Here is a 16225-nt window from a genome sequence, read left to right on the forward strand (position 1 = left end):
GGTTTCAGTGCGCCGTCTGGTCCGGGGCAGGAACAGGCTCGAGTTCAATATCGAGCCCGAGGTCCAGCGCCGCGACGCTGTGGGTGAGCCCGCCGATCGAGATGACGTCCACCCCCGTGGCTGCGATGCCGGCCACGGTGGCCAGGTTGACGTTGCCGCTGGCTTCGACGCGGGCGCGGCCAGCCACGAGGGCTACTCCGGCGGCGAGCTCCGGCAGGGAGAAGTTGTCGAGCATGATGGTGTCCACCCCCGCTGCAAGCACGGGTTCGATCTGCTCCATGCTGTCCACCTCCACCTCAAAGTGAGTGGTGTGTCCGAGCCGGGCCCTGGCGTCCTGCAGCACCGCGGTGAGCCTGGACGCGTCCCCGCCGGTGAGGACGGCCAGGTGGTTGTCCTTGGCCAGTACGGCGTCCGAGAGGCTGAAGCGGTGGTTCGCGCCGCCGCCGCACCGCACGGCGTAGCGTTCGAGCACGCGCAGCCCCGGCGTTGTCTTCCGGGTGTCGGTGATCCGCGCGCCGGTGCCGTGAACCAGCGCCGCGAACTCGGCCGTCTTCGTGGCGATGGCACTCATCCGCTGGACCAGGTTCAGGGCGACGCGTTCGGCCAGCAGCACGGCGCGGGCGTTCCCGCGGACCCTCGCGAGCGGCGTTCCCGCGGCAAAGGCCGCACCGTCGGCCACCAGGAGCTCGACGTCGGCACCGGCGTCCGTGAGCTTCATCGCAGCGGCGAACACCTCGCCGCCGCTGAATACCCCGGGAACGCGGGCGGCCAGGACCGCCGTCGCGCGCGCGTCGGCGGGGATGAGCGTCTGCGAGGTGATGTCACCGTACGGCGCGTCCTCCAGCAGCGCGGCCCGCAGCACCGCGTCGACGGCGGCGGCGGGCAGGGTACCGGCGAGCTCCGCCACCGGGAGGGCGCTCGGGCGGGCTGCGGCGGGTGCTGTCATGACGGGATCCTTTGTTTCGGGCGGGATGCGGGGGCATGCCGGCGGCCATGAACGCCGGCCGGCGGGGTGGAGCGGGCGGGCACTGCGAGCAGGGCGGGGCGGGCGGCAGCGGGTTCGGCGTCGGCACGATAGTGGGCGCCCACGGAGCTGGTGCGCTTCAGCGAGGCCGCGACCAGCAGCCGGGCGGCCAACAGCAGGTTCCGGTCCTCGTGGCCGGACTGGTCCAGGACGGAGCGGTCCTCACCGGCGGTGCCCGCAGCCCACTCCGCGAGCCGGCGGGCGGCGGCGTCGAGTTCGGCTGCGGTGCGCATCACTCCGGCGGCAGCGGTCATCAGGCGCCGCAGCGCGTCCCGGCTGAACGGAACCGTCTGCACCCCGGGCTCCGCGGCAGGGAGTTCGGCCCTGCTGCCGGCGGCTGTAGCCGCCGGGCCCATCTCCGTGCCCGGGCCCCCGAGGAAGGCTTCCACCGCGCGGCGGCCGAAGACCAGTCCTTCCAGGAGCGAATTGCTGGCCAGCCGGTTGGCGCCCTGCGCGCCCGTGCACGCGACTTCGCCGGCCGCGTACAGCCCCGGCACGGACGTGCGTCCCCACAGGTCGGTGGACACGCCTCCCATCCAGTAGTGGGCCGCCGGGGACACCGGAAGCGTTTGCGTGGTCCAGTCGTAACCGGCGGCGCGGGTGGCAGCGTTGATGGTGGGGAAACGGCGGGCCAGGAAACCGGGACCGCGGGCGGCCTCGATTCCACGGGCGTCCAGGAAGACGGGGCTGTCCGCCGGCGCGCCAACAGCGGCCAGGTGCAGGGCGATGCTGCGGGAGACGACGTCGCGCGGGGCGAGTTCGGCGTCCGCGTGGTAGTCCGGCATAAAGCGGTAGCCGGCGGCGTCGAGCAGGACGGCTCCCTCGCCGCGGACCGCCTCGGAAATGAGCAGCGCCGGCGGACCGCCGGGGAGCTCGTCCGCCGCCAGCGTGGTGGGATGGAACTGGAAGAACTCCAGGTCCCGGACGGCCGCCCCCGCCCGCCACGCGAGCGCCAGGCCGTCGCCCGTGGCGACGGAGGGGTTGCTGGTCCGGGCAAAGAGCCTGCCGGCACCGCCGGTGGCCAGGAGGACCGCGTCGGCGTCCAGCTGCCGGGGGTGCCCCTTGGACAGGTAGTCGACGCCGGTCACCCGGGCGGCGCCCGCCAGGGGGCCCTGCCTGGGGCGGCCGGTGCGGAGTTCGGTGACGAAGGCGCCGGTCTCCACCCGGAGCCTGCCCTGGGCTGTCCGCTCCAGGACGGCGGCGACGAGCCCGCGGGCGATGCAGGCACCGGTCGCGTCTCCGCCGGCGTGCAGGATGCGGGCGGCCGAATGTGCCGCTTCCAGGCCCAGGGCCGGTCCGCCGTCGGGACCCGCGTCGAAATGCACGCCATAGCGGCCCAGTCCGGCGATGTCCCGGACGGCCTCGGTGCACAGGACCCGGACTGCCTCGGCGTCGTTGAGCCCCGCACCGGCGGTGAGCGTGTCCGCGATGTGGGCAGCCACGGAGTCCCCGGGAGCTGCCTCCCCCGGCGCCAGCACCGCCGAGACACCGCCCTGGGCGAAGAAGGTGTTGCTCTGCTCCAGGGTCCCCTTGGTCAGGAGGACCACTTCGATGTCACGGCCGCCGGCGGTGGCGGCGTCGGTCGCGAGCAGCGCGGCGTAGAGCCCCGCAACCCCGCTGCCGACAATCACGAGCCGCCTGGTCACGGCCGCGCCGCCAGCATGCGTTCCAGGGCCACTTTTGCCGGGGCGGCGACGTCCTCGTCCACGGTGATGCGGTTGAGGACCTCGCCCCGGACGAGTGCCTCCAGGACCCAGGCGAGGTAGCCCGGGTGGATGCGGTACATCGTGGAGCAGGGGCAGATCACCGGGTCCAGGCAGAAGATGGTGTGCTGCGGGTATTCCGCGGCGAGCCGGTTCACCATGTTGATCTCGGTGCCGATCGCAAACACTGTGGGTTCGGTGGCCGCGGCGATGGCTTTCTTGATGAAGTCGGTGGACCCGGCGGAATCGGCGGCGTCAACTACCTCCATGGGGCACTCCGGGTGCACGATCACCTGCACGCCGGGGAACTCGGCGCGGGCCTTCTCGATCTGGCCGACATTGAAGCGCTTGTGGACCGAGCAGAAGCCGTGCCAGAGGATCACCCGGGAATCGAGCAGGGCCTGTTCGTCGTTGCCGCCGAGGTCCTTGCGCGGGTTCCACATGGGCATCTGCTCCAGCGGCACGCCCATGGCTTTGGCGGTGTTGCGGCCCAGGTGCTGGTCCGGGAAGAACAGCACGCGCTGGCCGCGCTCGAACGCCCACTCCAGGACAGTCGCGGCGTTGGAGGACGTGCAGACGATTCCGCCGTGCTCGCCGCAGAAGCCCTTGAGGGCTGCGGAGGAGTTCATGTACGTGACCGGGATGACGGGGACGCGGCCGTCGGCGTCGGGCTCCGTGCCGAAGACTTCCGCGAGCTGCTCCCAGCACTCTGTCACGGAGTCGATGTCCGCCATGTCCGCCATCGAGCAGCCTGCGGCGAGGTTGGGCAGGATCACGGCCTGGTCCGGCCGGGACAGGATGTCCGCGGTCTCGGCCATGAAGTGCACGCCGCAGAAGATGATGGCCTCGGCGTCGGGTCGGGTCAGCGCCGCGTTGGCCAGCTGGAAGGAATCGCCCACGAAGTCGGCGTACTCCACCACCTCGTCGCGCTGGTAGAAGTGGCCCAGGACGACGGCGCGGTCCCCAAGGGCCGCCTTGGCGGCCCTGATCCGGACGTCGAGTTCGGCGTCGCTGGCCAGCTTGTACTCCTCCGGGAGCTGGCCCTGCCGGGGGCTCGAGGCCGGTGCCACGTCGGCGGCCGAGGCGCCCGGTCCGTAGGCGGGCGCGCCGGCGAGGGCCTCGGCGAGGTCGTAGTCCCAGGGCCCGCGGGCCAGCGCCGGGCTGCAGGTGGAAGCGGCGGCCAAATTGCTGGCGGCCTGTTCGCGCGTGATCAGCTGGATGGCTGTGTTGACGCTGCTCATGGTGTGCTCCTGTTGTCTGGATCGAGGCCTGGGCGGCCGGTGAAGCGGTAGAGGCGGGGCGGGCGGTGTTTGCCGCCCTGCAGATACTGGTCGGTCTCTTCGATTTCCGGGGTGGCCTTGACGTGGCGGCGGAAGTTGGCCGGGTCCAGTTCGCGGTCCAGAACGGCCTCGTAGACCTCCCGGACCTGGGCGAGGGTGAAATATTCGCCCAGCAGGTGGTACGCAATGGATCCGTAGGCCATCTTGTTGCGCAGCCGCCACAGCGCGTAGTCAATGATGGCGTTGTGGTCGAAGGCCAGCTCGCCCAGCCGGTCGGCCCGGAACCATTTGACGTTCTCGGATTCGTCCGCGAGCGCGGCCTCGGTGGGCTGCACGAGCGCCCAGTAGACGATCGATACGACGCGCTGGGTGGGCGAGCGGTGCAGGCCGCCGAAGGCGTAAAGCTGCTCGAGGTAGCTGGGCGCCAGGCCGGTCGTTTCCCGCAGGTTCCGCAAGGCGGCGTCCGGCAGGGACTCGGTGTGGCTCAGCGGGCCGCCGGGCAGCGCCCAGAGTCCTTTGAAGGGTTCCCGGATCCGGCGCACCAGCGGGATCCAGAGGGTGGGGCGTCCGGAGCGTTCGCTGGGGCGGAGGGCGAAGATCACCGTCGAGATGGCCAGCGACGGCGGTGCGAGCTGGCGTTCGGCGACGTTGGCTGCTGTGGTGTAAACGGTGATTCACCCCGCATTCGTGCGTGCCGGGCCGGCAGTGGCGCGCTTCCCGGACAGTTCCGGCCCAACCGCCGGATTAGTTATAGTCAAATTGACTAGAACTAATGATACGGCCCCGCCGGCCGGGCGCAAAATGTTTCAGGTCACATGCCGGCGGGCCTGTCACTTGCTTGTGGCTGCGGCTTCGAGCAGCGGCAGGGTGCGCCCCTGGAAATGCGTGTTGAGGACGATCACGGACGAGGACCGCAGGATCGTCCTGGTGGCGATCATGGCATCGAGGACGCGCTGGAGGTCCGAATTGGACCGTGCCGCGATACGGGCCATGAGGTCCGAGCTCCCGGACACGGTGTGGATCTCAATCAGTTCCGGGATCCTCGCCATGGCCTCCACGACGGCGTCGTGCCCGAGATCCTGATTGATCGTGAGGGAACAGAACGCCACCACCGGGAAGCCGAAGTGTGCCGGATCCGGGTGCGGCACCCATGAGCCGATCACACCGGCGTCCTGCATCCGGTCCAGCCGCGACTGCACCGTGGCGCGGGCTACCTTCAGCACCCGGGAGGCCTCCAGGATCGAGGCCCTGGGGAAATCCGTGAAAAATCGGACAATCTTTGCATCCAGCGGATCAACGTCCATGGATTTTTCCTTTCCACGCGGCCCCGGTGGGACAAACCGCCGCCAATACCCCCGTTTTAATTAGCAAACTGCCACCATGCTCTCACGCCAGTGGCGGCCCGGCGATCCTTAGCGCCGGCGTAAGGACGGTAAATTCAATAGGTCCCATAAGGACGCACAGACCCAAACCACACGAAGGTTCGCCATGACAACGAAGTCCACCGCGACGCTACCCACCGCGGTCCCCGCCCCGAGCCTGGGGCACAGCATGAAGCCACGCCAACTGACCATGATGGGACTGGGCAGCGCGATCGGCGCCGGCCTGTTCCTCGGCTCGGGCGCAGGAATCCAGGCGGCGGGACCGGCCGTGCTGATCTCCTACCTCGTTGCCGGAACCCTGATCATCCTGGTGATGTGGGCTCTCGGCGAGATGGCCGCGGCCAACCCCAACAGCGGCGCCTTCTCCGTCTACGCGCAAAAAGCCATGGGCAAAACCGCGGGGGCGACCGTCGGCTGGCTTTGGTGGCTGCAGCTCGTGGTGGTCATCGCCGCCGAGGCCCTCGGCGCCTCCGCCCTGCTGTTCACGGTGTGGCCGGTGATCCCGGTCTGGGCTTTGTCCCTGATCTTTATGGTGCTGTTCACCGCGATCAACCTCGCCGGGGTGAAGAACTTCGGTGAGTTCGAGTTCTGGTTCGCCATTCTCAAGGTGGCCGCCATTGTGTTGTTCCTCGGCATCGGAGCCGCCCTGCTGCTGGGCTGGTTGCCGGATGTCGAGTCCCCGGGCCTGTCCAACGTCACCGCCGACTTCGCCCGGGCCGGCCTGGGCGGCATCGCCACAGCGCTCTTCGTGGTGATTTTCGCTTTCGGCGGGACCGAGATTGTCAGTGTGGCCGCCGCCGAGACGGAGAACCCCCAGCACAGTGTGGCGCAGGCAATCCGCACCGTCGTGTGGCGCATCCTGGTCTTCTATATCGGCTCCGTGTTCGTCATCGCCGCCGTCCTGCCATCCACCTCGGACGCCCTCGCGTCACCCTTCGCCGGCGTCCTGGACATGGCCGGCATCCCCGGCGCCGGCGCCGCCATCACCCTGGTGGCCGTCGTCGCACTCCTCTCGGCCCTGAACGCGAACCTTTACGGGGCGTCCCGGATGGTCTACTCGCTGTCCGAACGCGGCGAGGCGCCCCGCTTCCTGTCAAAGATCAACAAGGCACGCGTGCCGATGCTCGCAGTCGGCGTCTCCGTGGCGTTCGGCTTCCTGGCCGCCGTGCTGGAGCTGCTCTTCCCCGAGAAGATCCTTCCGGCGCTGTTCCAGCTGGTCGGCTCGACCTGCCTGATGGTGTGGGGCTCGGCGCTGGTGTCCCAGCTGATCCTCCGCCGCCGCGCCGACCGTGACGGCACCGTCCTCCCGCTGCGGATGAAGGGCTTCCCTGGCCTGACGATCTTCGGGCTGGTGCTCCTGGCCCTGATCTTCGCCGTCGGCTTCAGCAGCCCGGACAGCAGCAAGCAGCTCGTCAGCACCATCATCCTGGTCGCCGGCATCGCCGCGGCCTGCTGGCTCGGTGCCCGGCTGACCCGCAACCGCAGCGCGGCACCGGCAGAGCAGGCCGAACCCGCCGACGCCGGGAGGTAGCCCGGCCGGTACGCCGCGGCGCTGTACAAACTGTCAGGCCCAATGCCACACGAATTGGCACTCTTGTACAGTCTGGTCAGTGATCCGGAGGCTGATTGCCCAGCCGCTGGCGGGTGACTAGGGTCACAGCCATGGATACCCTTCCGTTGGCTTCCGGCGACGCCGCCGAACCGCTCGCGCCCGCCCAGCTCCGCGAGCTCTATTGGCTGATGGCGGCGGTCCGTCACCTGGATACCGCAGCCGTCGCCTGGCAGCGCCAGGGGATCATTCCCGGCTACGCGCCCGAGCTTGGCCAGGAGGCGGCCCAGGTGGGCAGCGGCTTCGCCGTTGACACCGCCCGGGACTTCGTTTTCCCGACCTACCGCGAGATGGGCGTGGCGCGCACCATGGGCGTTGACATGGTGGCGTACATGTCCACGCACAAAGCCACCTGGCACGGCGGCCTCTACAACCCGCTGGAATCCCGGCTCGCGCCGATCCAGGCCGTGGTGGCAGGCTCGGTGCTGCACGCCGTCGGCTGGGCCCACGGGCAGACGCTGGACGGGAAGGACGGCGTGGCGCTCAGCTACTTCGGCGACGGCGCCTCCTCCCAGGGCGACGTCCATGAGGCCTTGAATTTCGCCGCCGTGATGAAGGCCCCCGTGGTGTTCTTCGTCCAGAACAACGGCTGGGCCATCTCGGTTCCGACCGAACGCCAGGTGGCGGGCGGCTCGGTCGCCGCCCGCGCCGCCGGCTACGGCATGGCGGCACTGCAGATCGACGGCGACGACGTCGTCGCCGTCCTCGCCGCGACCCGGCGAGCCTTCGCGCACGCCCGGTCCGGCAACGGCCCGGTGCTCATTGAGGCCATGACCTACCGCCGCGGCCCGCACTCGACGTCCGATGATCCGGGACGCTACCGCTCCCTCGACGAGGAGCGCGACGGCGCCGGCCCTGACCCGCTGCAGCGCTTCCGGCAGCAGCTGCTCGCCGACGGCATCGCGGATGAGGCCTTCTTCGCCGCGGCCCTCGCCGCGGCCCAGGCGGAGGAGGAACAGATCCGCGCCGGCATCCAGGCGCTCGGTCCCCGCCCCGGCACCGAAATGTTTGACCTGGTCTTCCAGGAAACCACCCCTGCGCTGCAGGCCCAGGCCGCCAGCTGGCGCGAGGAGTCCGAACATGTCTAGCCCGACACTCGAAGGGGCAACGCTTGTGGAACGCTCCGTGACCACCACCGTGATGTCCATGCAGCAGGCGCTCAACCGCGCCCTCGACGAAGTCCTCGCGGAGCATCCAAAGACCCTGGTCTTCGGCGAGGACTGCGGCCGGCTCGGCGGCGTCTTCCGGATCACCGACGGCCTGCAGGCCAGGCACGGCGAGCGCCGCGTCTTCGACACGCCGCTGGCGGAATCAGGGATTCTGGGCATGTCGGTGGGTCTGGCGATGGCCGGATTCCACCCCATCCCCGAGGTCCAGTTCGACGGCTTCGCCTACCCGGCGATCAACCAGATCGTCTGCCAGATCGCCCGGATGAACTACCGCAGCCGCGGCACCATGCCGATGCCCATCACGCTCAGGGTTCCCAGTTTCGGCGGCATCCGCGCCCCCGAACACCACGGCGAAAGCCTCGAGGCACTCTTCGCCCACGTGCCCGGCCTGAAGGTGGTCTCGCCGTCGAACCCGCACGAGGCCTACCACCTGCTCAAATATGCCGCGACGCGCCCGGACCCGGTGATCTTCATGGAGCCGAAGTCCCGTTACTGGCAGAAGGGCGAGGTCAACATCGCCCGACACGACCCGGCGGGCGGCTCCCCCACCGGAGCAAAGGTGATGCGCGAAGGCCGCCACCTCACGCTCGTCGCCTGGGGAGCCATGGTCTCCCGCTGCCTGCAGGTGGCAGAGCTCGCCGCGGAGGACGGGATCGACGTCGAGGTCCTGGACCTGCGCTGGCTCAAGCCGATCGACGCCGGGGCGCTGGCGGCCTCCGTGCGCAGGACGCGCCGCGCCGTCGTCGTCCATGAAGCGCCGCTGACCTCCGGGCTGGGTGCCGAGGTGGCCCAGCTGATCACGCAGAGCTGCTTCGACACGCTCAGGGCTCCGGTGGAGCGGGTCACCGGCTTTGACGTCCCGTACCCCTCGGGGGACCTGGAAGACGAATACATCCCAAACATTGACCGGATCCTGTTCGGGATCCAGCGAGTACTGGAGTACAAACGTGGCTGAAATTTCCTTCCCGCTCCCCGACCTCGGCGAGGGCCTGATCGAGGCAACCGTGCTGGAATGGCTCGTGGCCCCGGGCGACCAGGTGGAGCGGAACCAGCCCCTGGTAGAGGTGGAAACCACAAAATCAGCCGTTGAGTTGCCCAGCCCGCAGGCAGGTAAAGTGGTCCGTATCCACGGCGGGCCCGGTGACAAGATCAATGTCGGCGAGCCCTTGATTGTGTTTGAGGTGCCGGACAACACCGCCGGCATCGTGGGCACGGTCCCGAGGGAAGAGGCACCGAAGCGCCGGGTCCGCCTGAGCGCCGTACTTGATGAGGACTGACACCATGAGCGGCAGACACACCGGCGAACAGCACTCCCACACCGTCGAGGGCACCGACCCCCAGTTATACGTCGGAGTGCACGAGCCAGGATCCGACGCCGGACTGCGCCCGGTGCTGCTGCTGCACGGCTTCTCCTCCTCTTCCAAACTCAACTGGGAGGACACCGGCTGGCTGGCCGCGCTGCTGGAGGCCGGCCGCCGCGTCATCACGGTGGACCTTCCCGGCCACGGGCGCAGCGGCGCCCCCGAGGACATGGATTCCTACACCCCCAGCAGGATCCGCGCCGACCTGCTGCAGATCGCGTTCGACGCCGGCGTCCGCCCGTTGCGCGACGGCGACCCGTCCAGCGGGCTGGACCTGATCGGCTACTCGCTCGGCTCCCGGCTCGCCTGGGAATTCGGCGCCACCCAGCATGAACTGGTGCACCGGCTGGTCCTCGGGGGCCCGAACGTCGCCGATCCGCTGGCCGACTTCGACCTGGTCGCCGCGCAGCGCTACCTGGCCGACGGCACGCCGATCGCCGACGCGTCCACGGCCGGGCTGCTGAAAATGGCCCAGATGCTGCCAAGCAACAACATCTTCTCGCTGCTGTCCCTCGTGGAGGCCATCAAGGGCGAGCCGTTCGATCCCGCCGAGGCCGTGCCGCACGTGCCGATGCTGCTGGTGGCCGGGGAGAAGGACGAGCGCGCCGCGTCAATGCCGGACCTTGCTGCCCTCGGCGCCAAGGCCGGAGCCATGGTCGAGCAGCTGGTCCTGCCCGGCCGGAACCACGCCAACGCCATCACCAGCCGCGCCTTCAAGCAGGGAGCCATCAGCTTCCTGGCCGTCTAGGCCCTCCTTAAAGAGTCAACGCGGGGCCACTTAGCGCCGGTCCGGGGTTCCGGATGGGCGCTAAGTGACCCCGCGTTGCTGTTGTGCGGGCTAGTGGTGGCTGCTGACGCCCAGCGGGCGGCCCTTGGTTTCCCCGGCGAGGAGGACGCCGGCGGCGGAGATGACGCAGAGGATCATGATGTAGATACCGATGGAACCGGTCCACCCGGTGCCCTGCAGCAGGACCTCCGCGATGGTGGCCGCGAACGCGCCGCCCAGGATGGCACCGAAGGCGTAGCCGATGGAGATGCCCGAGTAGCGCACGTTCGCCGGGAACATCTCGGCGTACATCGCGGACATCGGGCCGTAGGACAGGCCCAGGCCGATGGTCAGGACGAACAGCGCAACGCCGTAGAGCAGGATGTTCTTGGTGTCGATCAGGGCGAACATCGGGATCATCCAGGCGAAGACGATGCCGTAGCCGATCAGGAAGGTCTTGACGCGGCCGATCTTGTCCGACAGCCAGCCGCCGATCAGGGTGAAGATCAGCCAGCCGAAGGATGCCAGCGTGGTGGCCAGCAGGATCTGCGCGACGGGCATCTTCAGGGACTTGGTGGCGTAGGAGATGAAGAAGGCGATCAGCAGGTAGCCGGCAGCGTTGTTGCCGATGAAGATCATCGTCGAGTAGAGAACGGCCTTCTTGTGCTTGCGGATGAGCTCTCCGAGCGGAGCCTTGCTCTTTTCCTTGCGTTCCTGCATCTCCTTGAAGACGGGGCTCTCGGCCACCGCGCGGCGGATCAGGTAGCCGACGACGATCAGCACGATGGAGAGAAGGAACGGCACACGCCAGCCCCAGGCGGCGAAGTCTTCCTTGGACATGGTGGTATTGAGGAAGTACAGCAGGCCGGTGGCGAGGATCATGCCGACCGGAACACCGATCTGCGGGTACGCACCGAACAGGCCGCGCTTGCTCTTGGGAGCGTGCTCGACTGCCATCAGGGCGGCGCCGCCCCATTCACCGCCGGCGGAGAAGCCCTGGATGACGCGGAGGAGGATCAGCAGGACCGGAGCCCAGACGCCGATCTGGGCGTAGGTCGGCAGCATGCCGATCAGCGCCGTGGCGGCGCCCATCATGATGAGGGTGAAGACCAGCATGGCCTTGCGGCCGAGGCGGTCACCGAGGTGGCCGGCGACGATGGCGCCGAGCGGGCGGAACAGGAAGCTGATGCCGATGAGGGCAAAGGACAGGATCTGTGCCAGGCCCGGGTTGGAGGCGTTCAGCGGTGCCAGGAACAGCGGCGACAGCAGCGTTGCCGTCAGCTGGGCGAAGATGAAGAAGTCGTACCACTCGATGGTGGTCCCGACCAAGGTGCCCGCGAGGACCTTGCGTTCCTCATGCTTGCTGCTGGGGCCCGCCTCAGAATCGACACTTGAAGTTGCGGTCATTGGAACTCCGTTGCTGGGGGCAGAGGTACTGCCCGGGTGGGTGCGATGGAATAACTGAATGCCTCTAGCATTTACTGATCGAACGGTCAGTTAGTATTCAGTATCTTACTATGAAATATGTGACCGGACGCACACATTTTTGAAAAAAGGGCTTCGCCGCCCCGGGAAGGGGCGACGTCACGCAGCTCAGTCGTCGCGGTTCAGGAACTCCCGGACCCTGGCCCGGACAGGCTCCCGGTCGTAGCTGTTGACCATGGCCGCGGCCATCCGCACCGGATCGCCGAAGAAGAAGTACTCATACAGCGACTGCCGGCCGGAGAAGCCGGAGATTGAGGCATCGAAGGCCAATTTGAACAGCCGGACGCGCTCGGGTCCGGTCAGCGACTTGCCCTGCAGGTACATCTCGATGTCGGCCCGGGCTTCGCTGTTGACGTCGGCCTCGCCCGGAAGTGCCATCAGCCCGGACGCGGAGAACTTCCGGATGATCTGCGGGAAACGCTGCGCAACCTTCGGGTACCAGTTGCGGGCCGCGTTGAGCGTGGACCACTTCGGCAGCATCACGCCGGCTTCGTTGAGCCGGGCATCCGCCTCGGAGGCCCGGACCAGCGCCTTGCCGATTTCGACGTCGACAATCAGTTCGGCGATGTCCTCCTGGATGTGCTGGAAACCGTCGATGCCGATCGAGTCGGCGAGTTCGGATGCCAGTCCCAGGAAAAACTCGCTCTTTGCAATGGTGCGGGTGACCACCTGGTGCGTCATCAGGGCGCCGGCGCCGGTTTCGGAGTAGAAGCCGTTGCACAGTTGCGGGTTGCCGAGCATAAAGATGCGCTCGTTGGGGACGAAGACATGGTCGAAGATCGCGACCGCGTCCATTTCCTCGTAGCGCGACGCAAGCGGCTCATCGTGGGTGCTGCCGCCGTTGTACAGCGATGTGCGGCACAGGTAGCGCAGGCCCGGCGTGTCGTTGGGGATCGCGAAGGCATAGGAGTACGGGGCATCCTCCGGCGTGCCGCGGAGCACCGTGGAGGGGAAAACCAGGAGCTCGTCCGCGATCGGGGCGATGGTGGCCAGCATGCGGGCGCCCTGGATGACGATGCCGTCCTCGCGCTCCTCGATAATCCGGGCCGAAAGCTGGCCGCCGAGCTGTTCGGAGCCGGAGACGGAACGGTTCACCTGCGGCGGAATCAGCGTGTGGGTGGCGAGGACGTCGTTTTCACGGGCCCACTCGTAGTAGTTGCGGATGTTTTCGCCGAATTTGGGGTCGGCCTGGGAAAACCACTTCTCTGCCGTGCTGAGGGCGGTGAGCGAGGAGTTCATGTAGTCGCCGGAGCGGCCCAGGAAGCCGTTGGAGGATTCTGCCCAGGTGGAGATGGCACGCCGGCGGCGCTCGAGGTCCCCGATGGTCTTCGGCACCAGGAAGGACGCGTTGACGAGGTCGCCGCTGGTGGGTGAGGTGTAGGTCAGCGCGTCCTGGTACCTGGGGTCATGCTGCATGTCGAAGAGCTTGGCGTAGGAGCGGGCCACGTTGCGGAACGCGGGGTGCTCGGCGATCTTCTCGCTGACAACCTCCCCGTCGATCACCACGTGGGGTGTCATTTCGTTGAGCCTGTCCAGGTACTGCTGTCCGGTACGGATACCCATTACTGTTTCTCCAGTCGTCGTTGAGCTGCGTCGATAAAGGCTGAGTTGGTGTGCAGGCGGGCTGCCGTGACGCGCCCGGTCAGAGCAGGTCTTCCATGCCCAGCTGGCTTTCCGGGATCGTGGTGAAGGTGCTGTTCGCAAAGGCCAGCGCATCGCCGTTGCGGTAGTTGAAGTCCACTACCTCGCCGATGTAGAGCGTGTGGTCGCCGCCGTCGTACGCCGCCCAGGGCTTGCATTCAAAATAAGCCAGCACGCTGGAGAGCCGGGGAGCAGTTTCGCCCTCGACCCAGCGCGGTTCAGGCCCCGGACGGCCGGCGAAGTGCATCGCGAGCTGCCGTTGTTCCGCGCCCAGGATGTTGACGGTGAAGGGCCGGCCGGCGAGCTCGTTGTGCGCCCTGGTTGTGCGGGCGATGCTCACGAGTACCAGCGGCGGGTCCATGGACACGGAGGTGAAGGAATTGACGGTGATGCCGTGGCGTTTCGTGACGCCATCGAAGGTCACGATTGCGACGCCCGTGGCGAACCGGCCCAGGCTGCCGCGGAAGTGGTGGTCCCGGGGCGCGGACGTGCGGCCCGGGACAACCGGTACGGGCTCGGTACGCGGCTTGGCAATCATCAGTGATCCCCTGCGTTCTGTGGTCGCTGTGTCTTGTGGCGGTGTGTCCTGCGGCTCTTGCCCGCCCGGGAGATTGTTCTATAATCGAATTATTCTATAATCGAACATATAGTTCCCATATAGAACGCTAGCGCACTGTGGGGCACGGCACAAGGGCCACCCGGTGCCACCCGGCTTCACCACCGCCCGCACCTAGGATGGACCAATGACCCCGACTGCCGCCAGCGCCCAGGCCTCCCCCTCCCAGACGTTGTCGCGCGGCATCCGCGCCCTGGAAATCCTCGCCGATGCCCAGCACCCGCTCACCATCGCCGAACTGGCCGACGCGATGGGCGTGCACCGCTCCGTGGCCTACCGCATCCTCCGGACACTGGAGGACCATTCGCTGCTGGTGCGCGACGACGGCGGCAGGGTCCAGCCGGGTCCGGGCCTCGCGGTCCTGGCCCGGGGAGTGTCACGGAACCTCCAGACGGCGGCCCTGCCGGAGCTCACGCAACTCGCCAACACCCTGACGATGAGCGCCTTTGTTGCGGTCTGGGACCACGAGGAATGCGTCACGCTGGTCACCGTCGATCCGCGGCACACCGGGGCCACCGTGGTTCAGCATCCCGGCTCCCGGCATCCGATCAGCGCCGGCGCCCCCGGCATCGCGATCCAGTCAGCACACTCGGCACAGGAATGGGCCGCGACCGCGCCCGGCATCCCCTACCGGGCCGAAGCGGCCGAGGCGCGCCGCTGCGGCTACGCCTCCAGCCATGACGAGGTCATCGCCGGCGTCTCCTCACTGGCCGTTCCGATCCACGTTCCGGGCGGACGGCCGGCGGCTCTCGCGGTGGTGTATATCCGCGCCGACCAGGATCCGGCTGAGGTGGCCGCGGCCCTGGCCGCGAGCGCCGGGCGGATCGAGAGCCAGCTGGGCTGACGCAGCGGACACTCCCCCGCCGGGCCGGCAGCTCCCTCCCGGGGATGCTTGACAAGTGCTCCGGCCTGGGGCAGTTTGTATCGTATACGATTTCATACGCAATGAGGAGTTGCGATGGAGCAGCTTTCGCAGGAAAAGTACCGGGCCAGGTCCGCAGCCCGCACCGCGGCCCCGCACCAGGGCGTGCCGCTCCAATGAAGGCGCCGGCGGCGGGCAGCAAGTCCGAGCAGGCCTGCCCCGCGATCAAGGGCAGCATCCCCAACGGCGACTTCTCTCCCGGCTACCGCCTCGTGCCGGCAAAGATCGCCGACGACCTCGCCGCCACGCTGGACGCCTACCTCGCCCTGAGCCGCACCGGCGCCGTGCCGGTGCTTTCCTGAACGAAAAGGACAAAACAATGAAGTTCCGTTCCGATCCCCGGCACCACCTCAAGGGCTCCCTCGCCGCGATGTTTACCCCGTTCACCGAGGCCGGAGGCGTGGATCATGAGAGCCTGCGCAACATGGTCGAATGGCAGATCGCCAGCGGCTCCTCCGGCATCACGATCGGCGGCTCCACCGGTGAACCCAGCGCCCAGTCCATCGAGGAACGGGCCGAAGCCATCCGCATCACCGCCGCCGCGATCGGCGATCGGGTCCCGTTCATGGCCGGCACCGGCACCGCGAAACTGGCCGAAACGCTGGAACTCACCCAGGCCGCCGTCGACGCCGGGGCGGACGCGTCCATGATCATCACCCCCTACTACTCCCGGCCCACGCAGGAAGCGCTGTACCGCTGGTACGCCACGATTTCCACCGAGTTCCCGCAGATGCCGTTCGTGATCTACAACGTGCCCTCCCGCACCGCCGTCGACATGGCCCCCGAGACCGTGGCCAGGCTGTTCCGCGATTTCGACAACATCGTCGGCATCAAGGAGACCACCAAGGACTTCGAGCACTTCTCCCGCGTGATGCACCTCGCCGGGAAGGACCTGCTGGTCTTCTCCGGCATCGAGCTGCTCTGCCTGCCGCTGATGGCAATCGGCGGCGTCGGTTTCATTTCCGCCCTGGCCAACATCGCCCCGAAGGCCTCCGCGGACATGTACACGGCGTGGGTCGAGGGTGACTTTGAGACCGCCCGCAGGATCCACTACGGCGTGCACCCGCTCGTGGACCTGCTCTTCGTCGAGACCAACCCGGCGCCCAGCAAGTGGCTGATGGCCGAATCCGGACTGATCACCTCCGATTACGTGCGCCCCCCGCTCATCACACCCACGGAGTCCGGCCTGAAGCGGATCAACGAGCTCGCGGAGGCCGGCCGCGACTACCTCACCCCCGTCGAGGGGTTCCGGATCTCCCGCTGACAC

General features: G+C 68.0%; 16 protein-coding genes. 8 read left to right on the plus strand and 8 right to left on the minus strand.

Going from position 1 to position 16225, the window contains the following annotated elements:
- Nucleotides 1-4: 4 nt before the first annotated feature.
- The 5 genes from nadC to J2X01_RS10965 all read right to left on the minus strand — a co-directional run bounded on the left by nadC (nt 5) and on the right by J2X01_RS10965 (nt 5311).
- Nucleotides 5-946, minus strand: a complete 942-nt coding sequence (gene nadC / locus J2X01_RS10945; RefSeq protein ID WP_310056769.1) for a carboxylating nicotinate-nucleotide diphosphorylase — start codon at nt 944-946, stop codon at nt 5-7.
- Complete coding sequence (gene nadB / locus J2X01_RS10950) at nt 943-2670, minus strand: L-aspartate oxidase (protein ID WP_310056773.1); 1728 nt, start codon at nt 2668-2670, stop codon at nt 943-945. The genes nadC and nadB overlap by 4 nt, the downstream gene beginning before the upstream one ends.
- Nucleotides 2667-3968 carry a quinolinate synthase NadA gene (nadA, locus tag J2X01_RS10955; protein WP_310056774.1) on the minus strand — a complete coding sequence of 434 codons (1302 nt, stop codon included), beginning with the start codon at nt 3966-3968 and terminating at the stop codon, nt 2667-2669. Before nadA ends, nadB begins: the two co-directional genes overlap by 4 nt.
- Nucleotides 3965-4681, minus strand: a complete 717-nt coding sequence (locus J2X01_RS10960) for an NUDIX hydrolase (protein WP_310057191.1) — start codon at nt 4679-4681, stop codon at nt 3965-3967. The genes nadA and J2X01_RS10960 overlap by 4 nt, the downstream gene beginning before the upstream one ends.
- Before the next feature lie 156 nt (nt 4682-4837).
- Nucleotides 4838-5311 carry an Lrp/AsnC family transcriptional regulator gene (locus J2X01_RS10965; protein ID WP_310056776.1) on the minus strand — a complete coding sequence of 158 codons (474 nt, stop codon included), beginning with the start codon at nt 5309-5311 and terminating at the stop codon, nt 4838-4840.
- A 184-nt stretch (nt 5312-5495) separates the two neighbouring features.
- On the opposite strand from J2X01_RS10965, the gene J2X01_RS10970 reads away from it, so the two are divergent.
- The 5 genes from J2X01_RS10970 to J2X01_RS10990 all read left to right on the plus strand — a co-directional run bounded on the left by J2X01_RS10970 (nt 5496) and on the right by J2X01_RS10990 (nt 10276).
- Nucleotides 5496-6920 (plus strand): amino acid permease, encoded by a 1425-nt coding sequence (locus J2X01_RS10970; protein ID WP_310056778.1) that lies wholly within the window; start codon nt 5496-5498, stop codon nt 6918-6920.
- 131 nt (nt 6921-7051) lie between these two features.
- Entirely contained in the window at nt 7052-8086 is a 1035-nt protein-coding gene (locus J2X01_RS10975) for a thiamine pyrophosphate-dependent enzyme (protein WP_310056781.1), read from the plus strand.
- Nucleotides 8079-9122, plus strand: coding sequence for an alpha-ketoacid dehydrogenase subunit beta (locus J2X01_RS10980; RefSeq protein ID WP_310056784.1), 1044 nt, complete (start codon nt 8079-8081; stop codon nt 9120-9122). The genes J2X01_RS10975 and J2X01_RS10980 overlap by 8 nt, the downstream gene beginning before the upstream one ends.
- Nucleotides 9115-9444, plus strand: coding sequence for a biotin/lipoyl-containing protein (locus J2X01_RS10985; RefSeq protein WP_310056786.1), 330 nt, complete (start codon nt 9115-9117; stop codon nt 9442-9444). The genes J2X01_RS10980 and J2X01_RS10985 overlap by 8 nt, the downstream gene beginning before the upstream one ends.
- A 4-nt stretch (nt 9445-9448) precedes the next feature.
- Nucleotides 9449-10276, plus strand: coding sequence for an alpha/beta fold hydrolase (locus tag J2X01_RS10990; protein ID WP_310056789.1), 828 nt, complete (start codon nt 9449-9451; stop codon nt 10274-10276).
- A gap of 90 nt (nt 10277-10366) precedes the next feature.
- Here the strand turns inward: J2X01_RS10990 and J2X01_RS10995 are convergent, their stop codons facing one another.
- The 3 genes from J2X01_RS10995 to J2X01_RS11005 all read right to left on the minus strand — a co-directional run bounded on the left by J2X01_RS10995 (nt 10367) and on the right by J2X01_RS11005 (nt 13958).
- Nucleotides 10367-11701, minus strand: a complete 1335-nt coding sequence (locus J2X01_RS10995; RefSeq protein WP_310056791.1) for an MFS transporter — start codon at nt 11699-11701, stop codon at nt 10367-10369.
- Nucleotides 11702-11887: 186 nt separating this feature from the next.
- The gene (gene hpaB, locus J2X01_RS11000; protein WP_310056794.1) at nt 11888-13342 is read right to left on the minus strand and encodes a 4-hydroxyphenylacetate 3-monooxygenase, oxygenase component; all 1455 of its coding nucleotides are present in this window, start codon (nt 13340-13342) and stop codon (nt 11888-11890) included.
- Nucleotides 13343-13421: 79 nt separating this feature from the next.
- Nucleotides 13422-13958, minus strand: coding sequence for a flavin reductase family protein (locus J2X01_RS11005; RefSeq protein WP_310056797.1), 537 nt, complete (start codon nt 13956-13958; stop codon nt 13422-13424).
- 205 nt (nt 13959-14163) lie between these two features.
- On the opposite strand from J2X01_RS11005, the gene J2X01_RS11010 reads away from it, so the two are divergent.
- The 3 genes from J2X01_RS11010 to dapA all read left to right on the plus strand — a co-directional run bounded on the left by J2X01_RS11010 (nt 14164) and on the right by dapA (nt 16222).
- Complete coding sequence (locus J2X01_RS11010) at nt 14164-14880, plus strand: IclR family transcriptional regulator (protein WP_310056800.1); 717 nt, start codon at nt 14164-14166, stop codon at nt 14878-14880.
- Nucleotides 14881-15074: 194 nt separating this feature from the next.
- On the plus strand, nt 15075-15260 hold the full coding sequence (locus J2X01_RS11015) for a hypothetical protein (protein ID WP_310056803.1): 186 nt from the start codon (nt 15075-15077) through the stop codon (nt 15258-15260).
- A gap of 17 nt (nt 15261-15277) precedes the next feature.
- The gene (gene dapA, locus J2X01_RS11020) at nt 15278-16222 is read left to right on the plus strand and encodes a 4-hydroxy-tetrahydrodipicolinate synthase (protein WP_310056806.1); all 945 of its coding nucleotides are present in this window, start codon (nt 15278-15280) and stop codon (nt 16220-16222) included.
- Nucleotides 16223-16225: the final 3 nt, after the last annotated feature.

This window comes from Arthrobacter ginsengisoli, from assembly GCF_031456935.1.
GTDB lineage: Bacteria > Actinomycetota > Actinomycetes > Actinomycetales > Micrococcaceae > Arthrobacter > Arthrobacter ginsengisoli.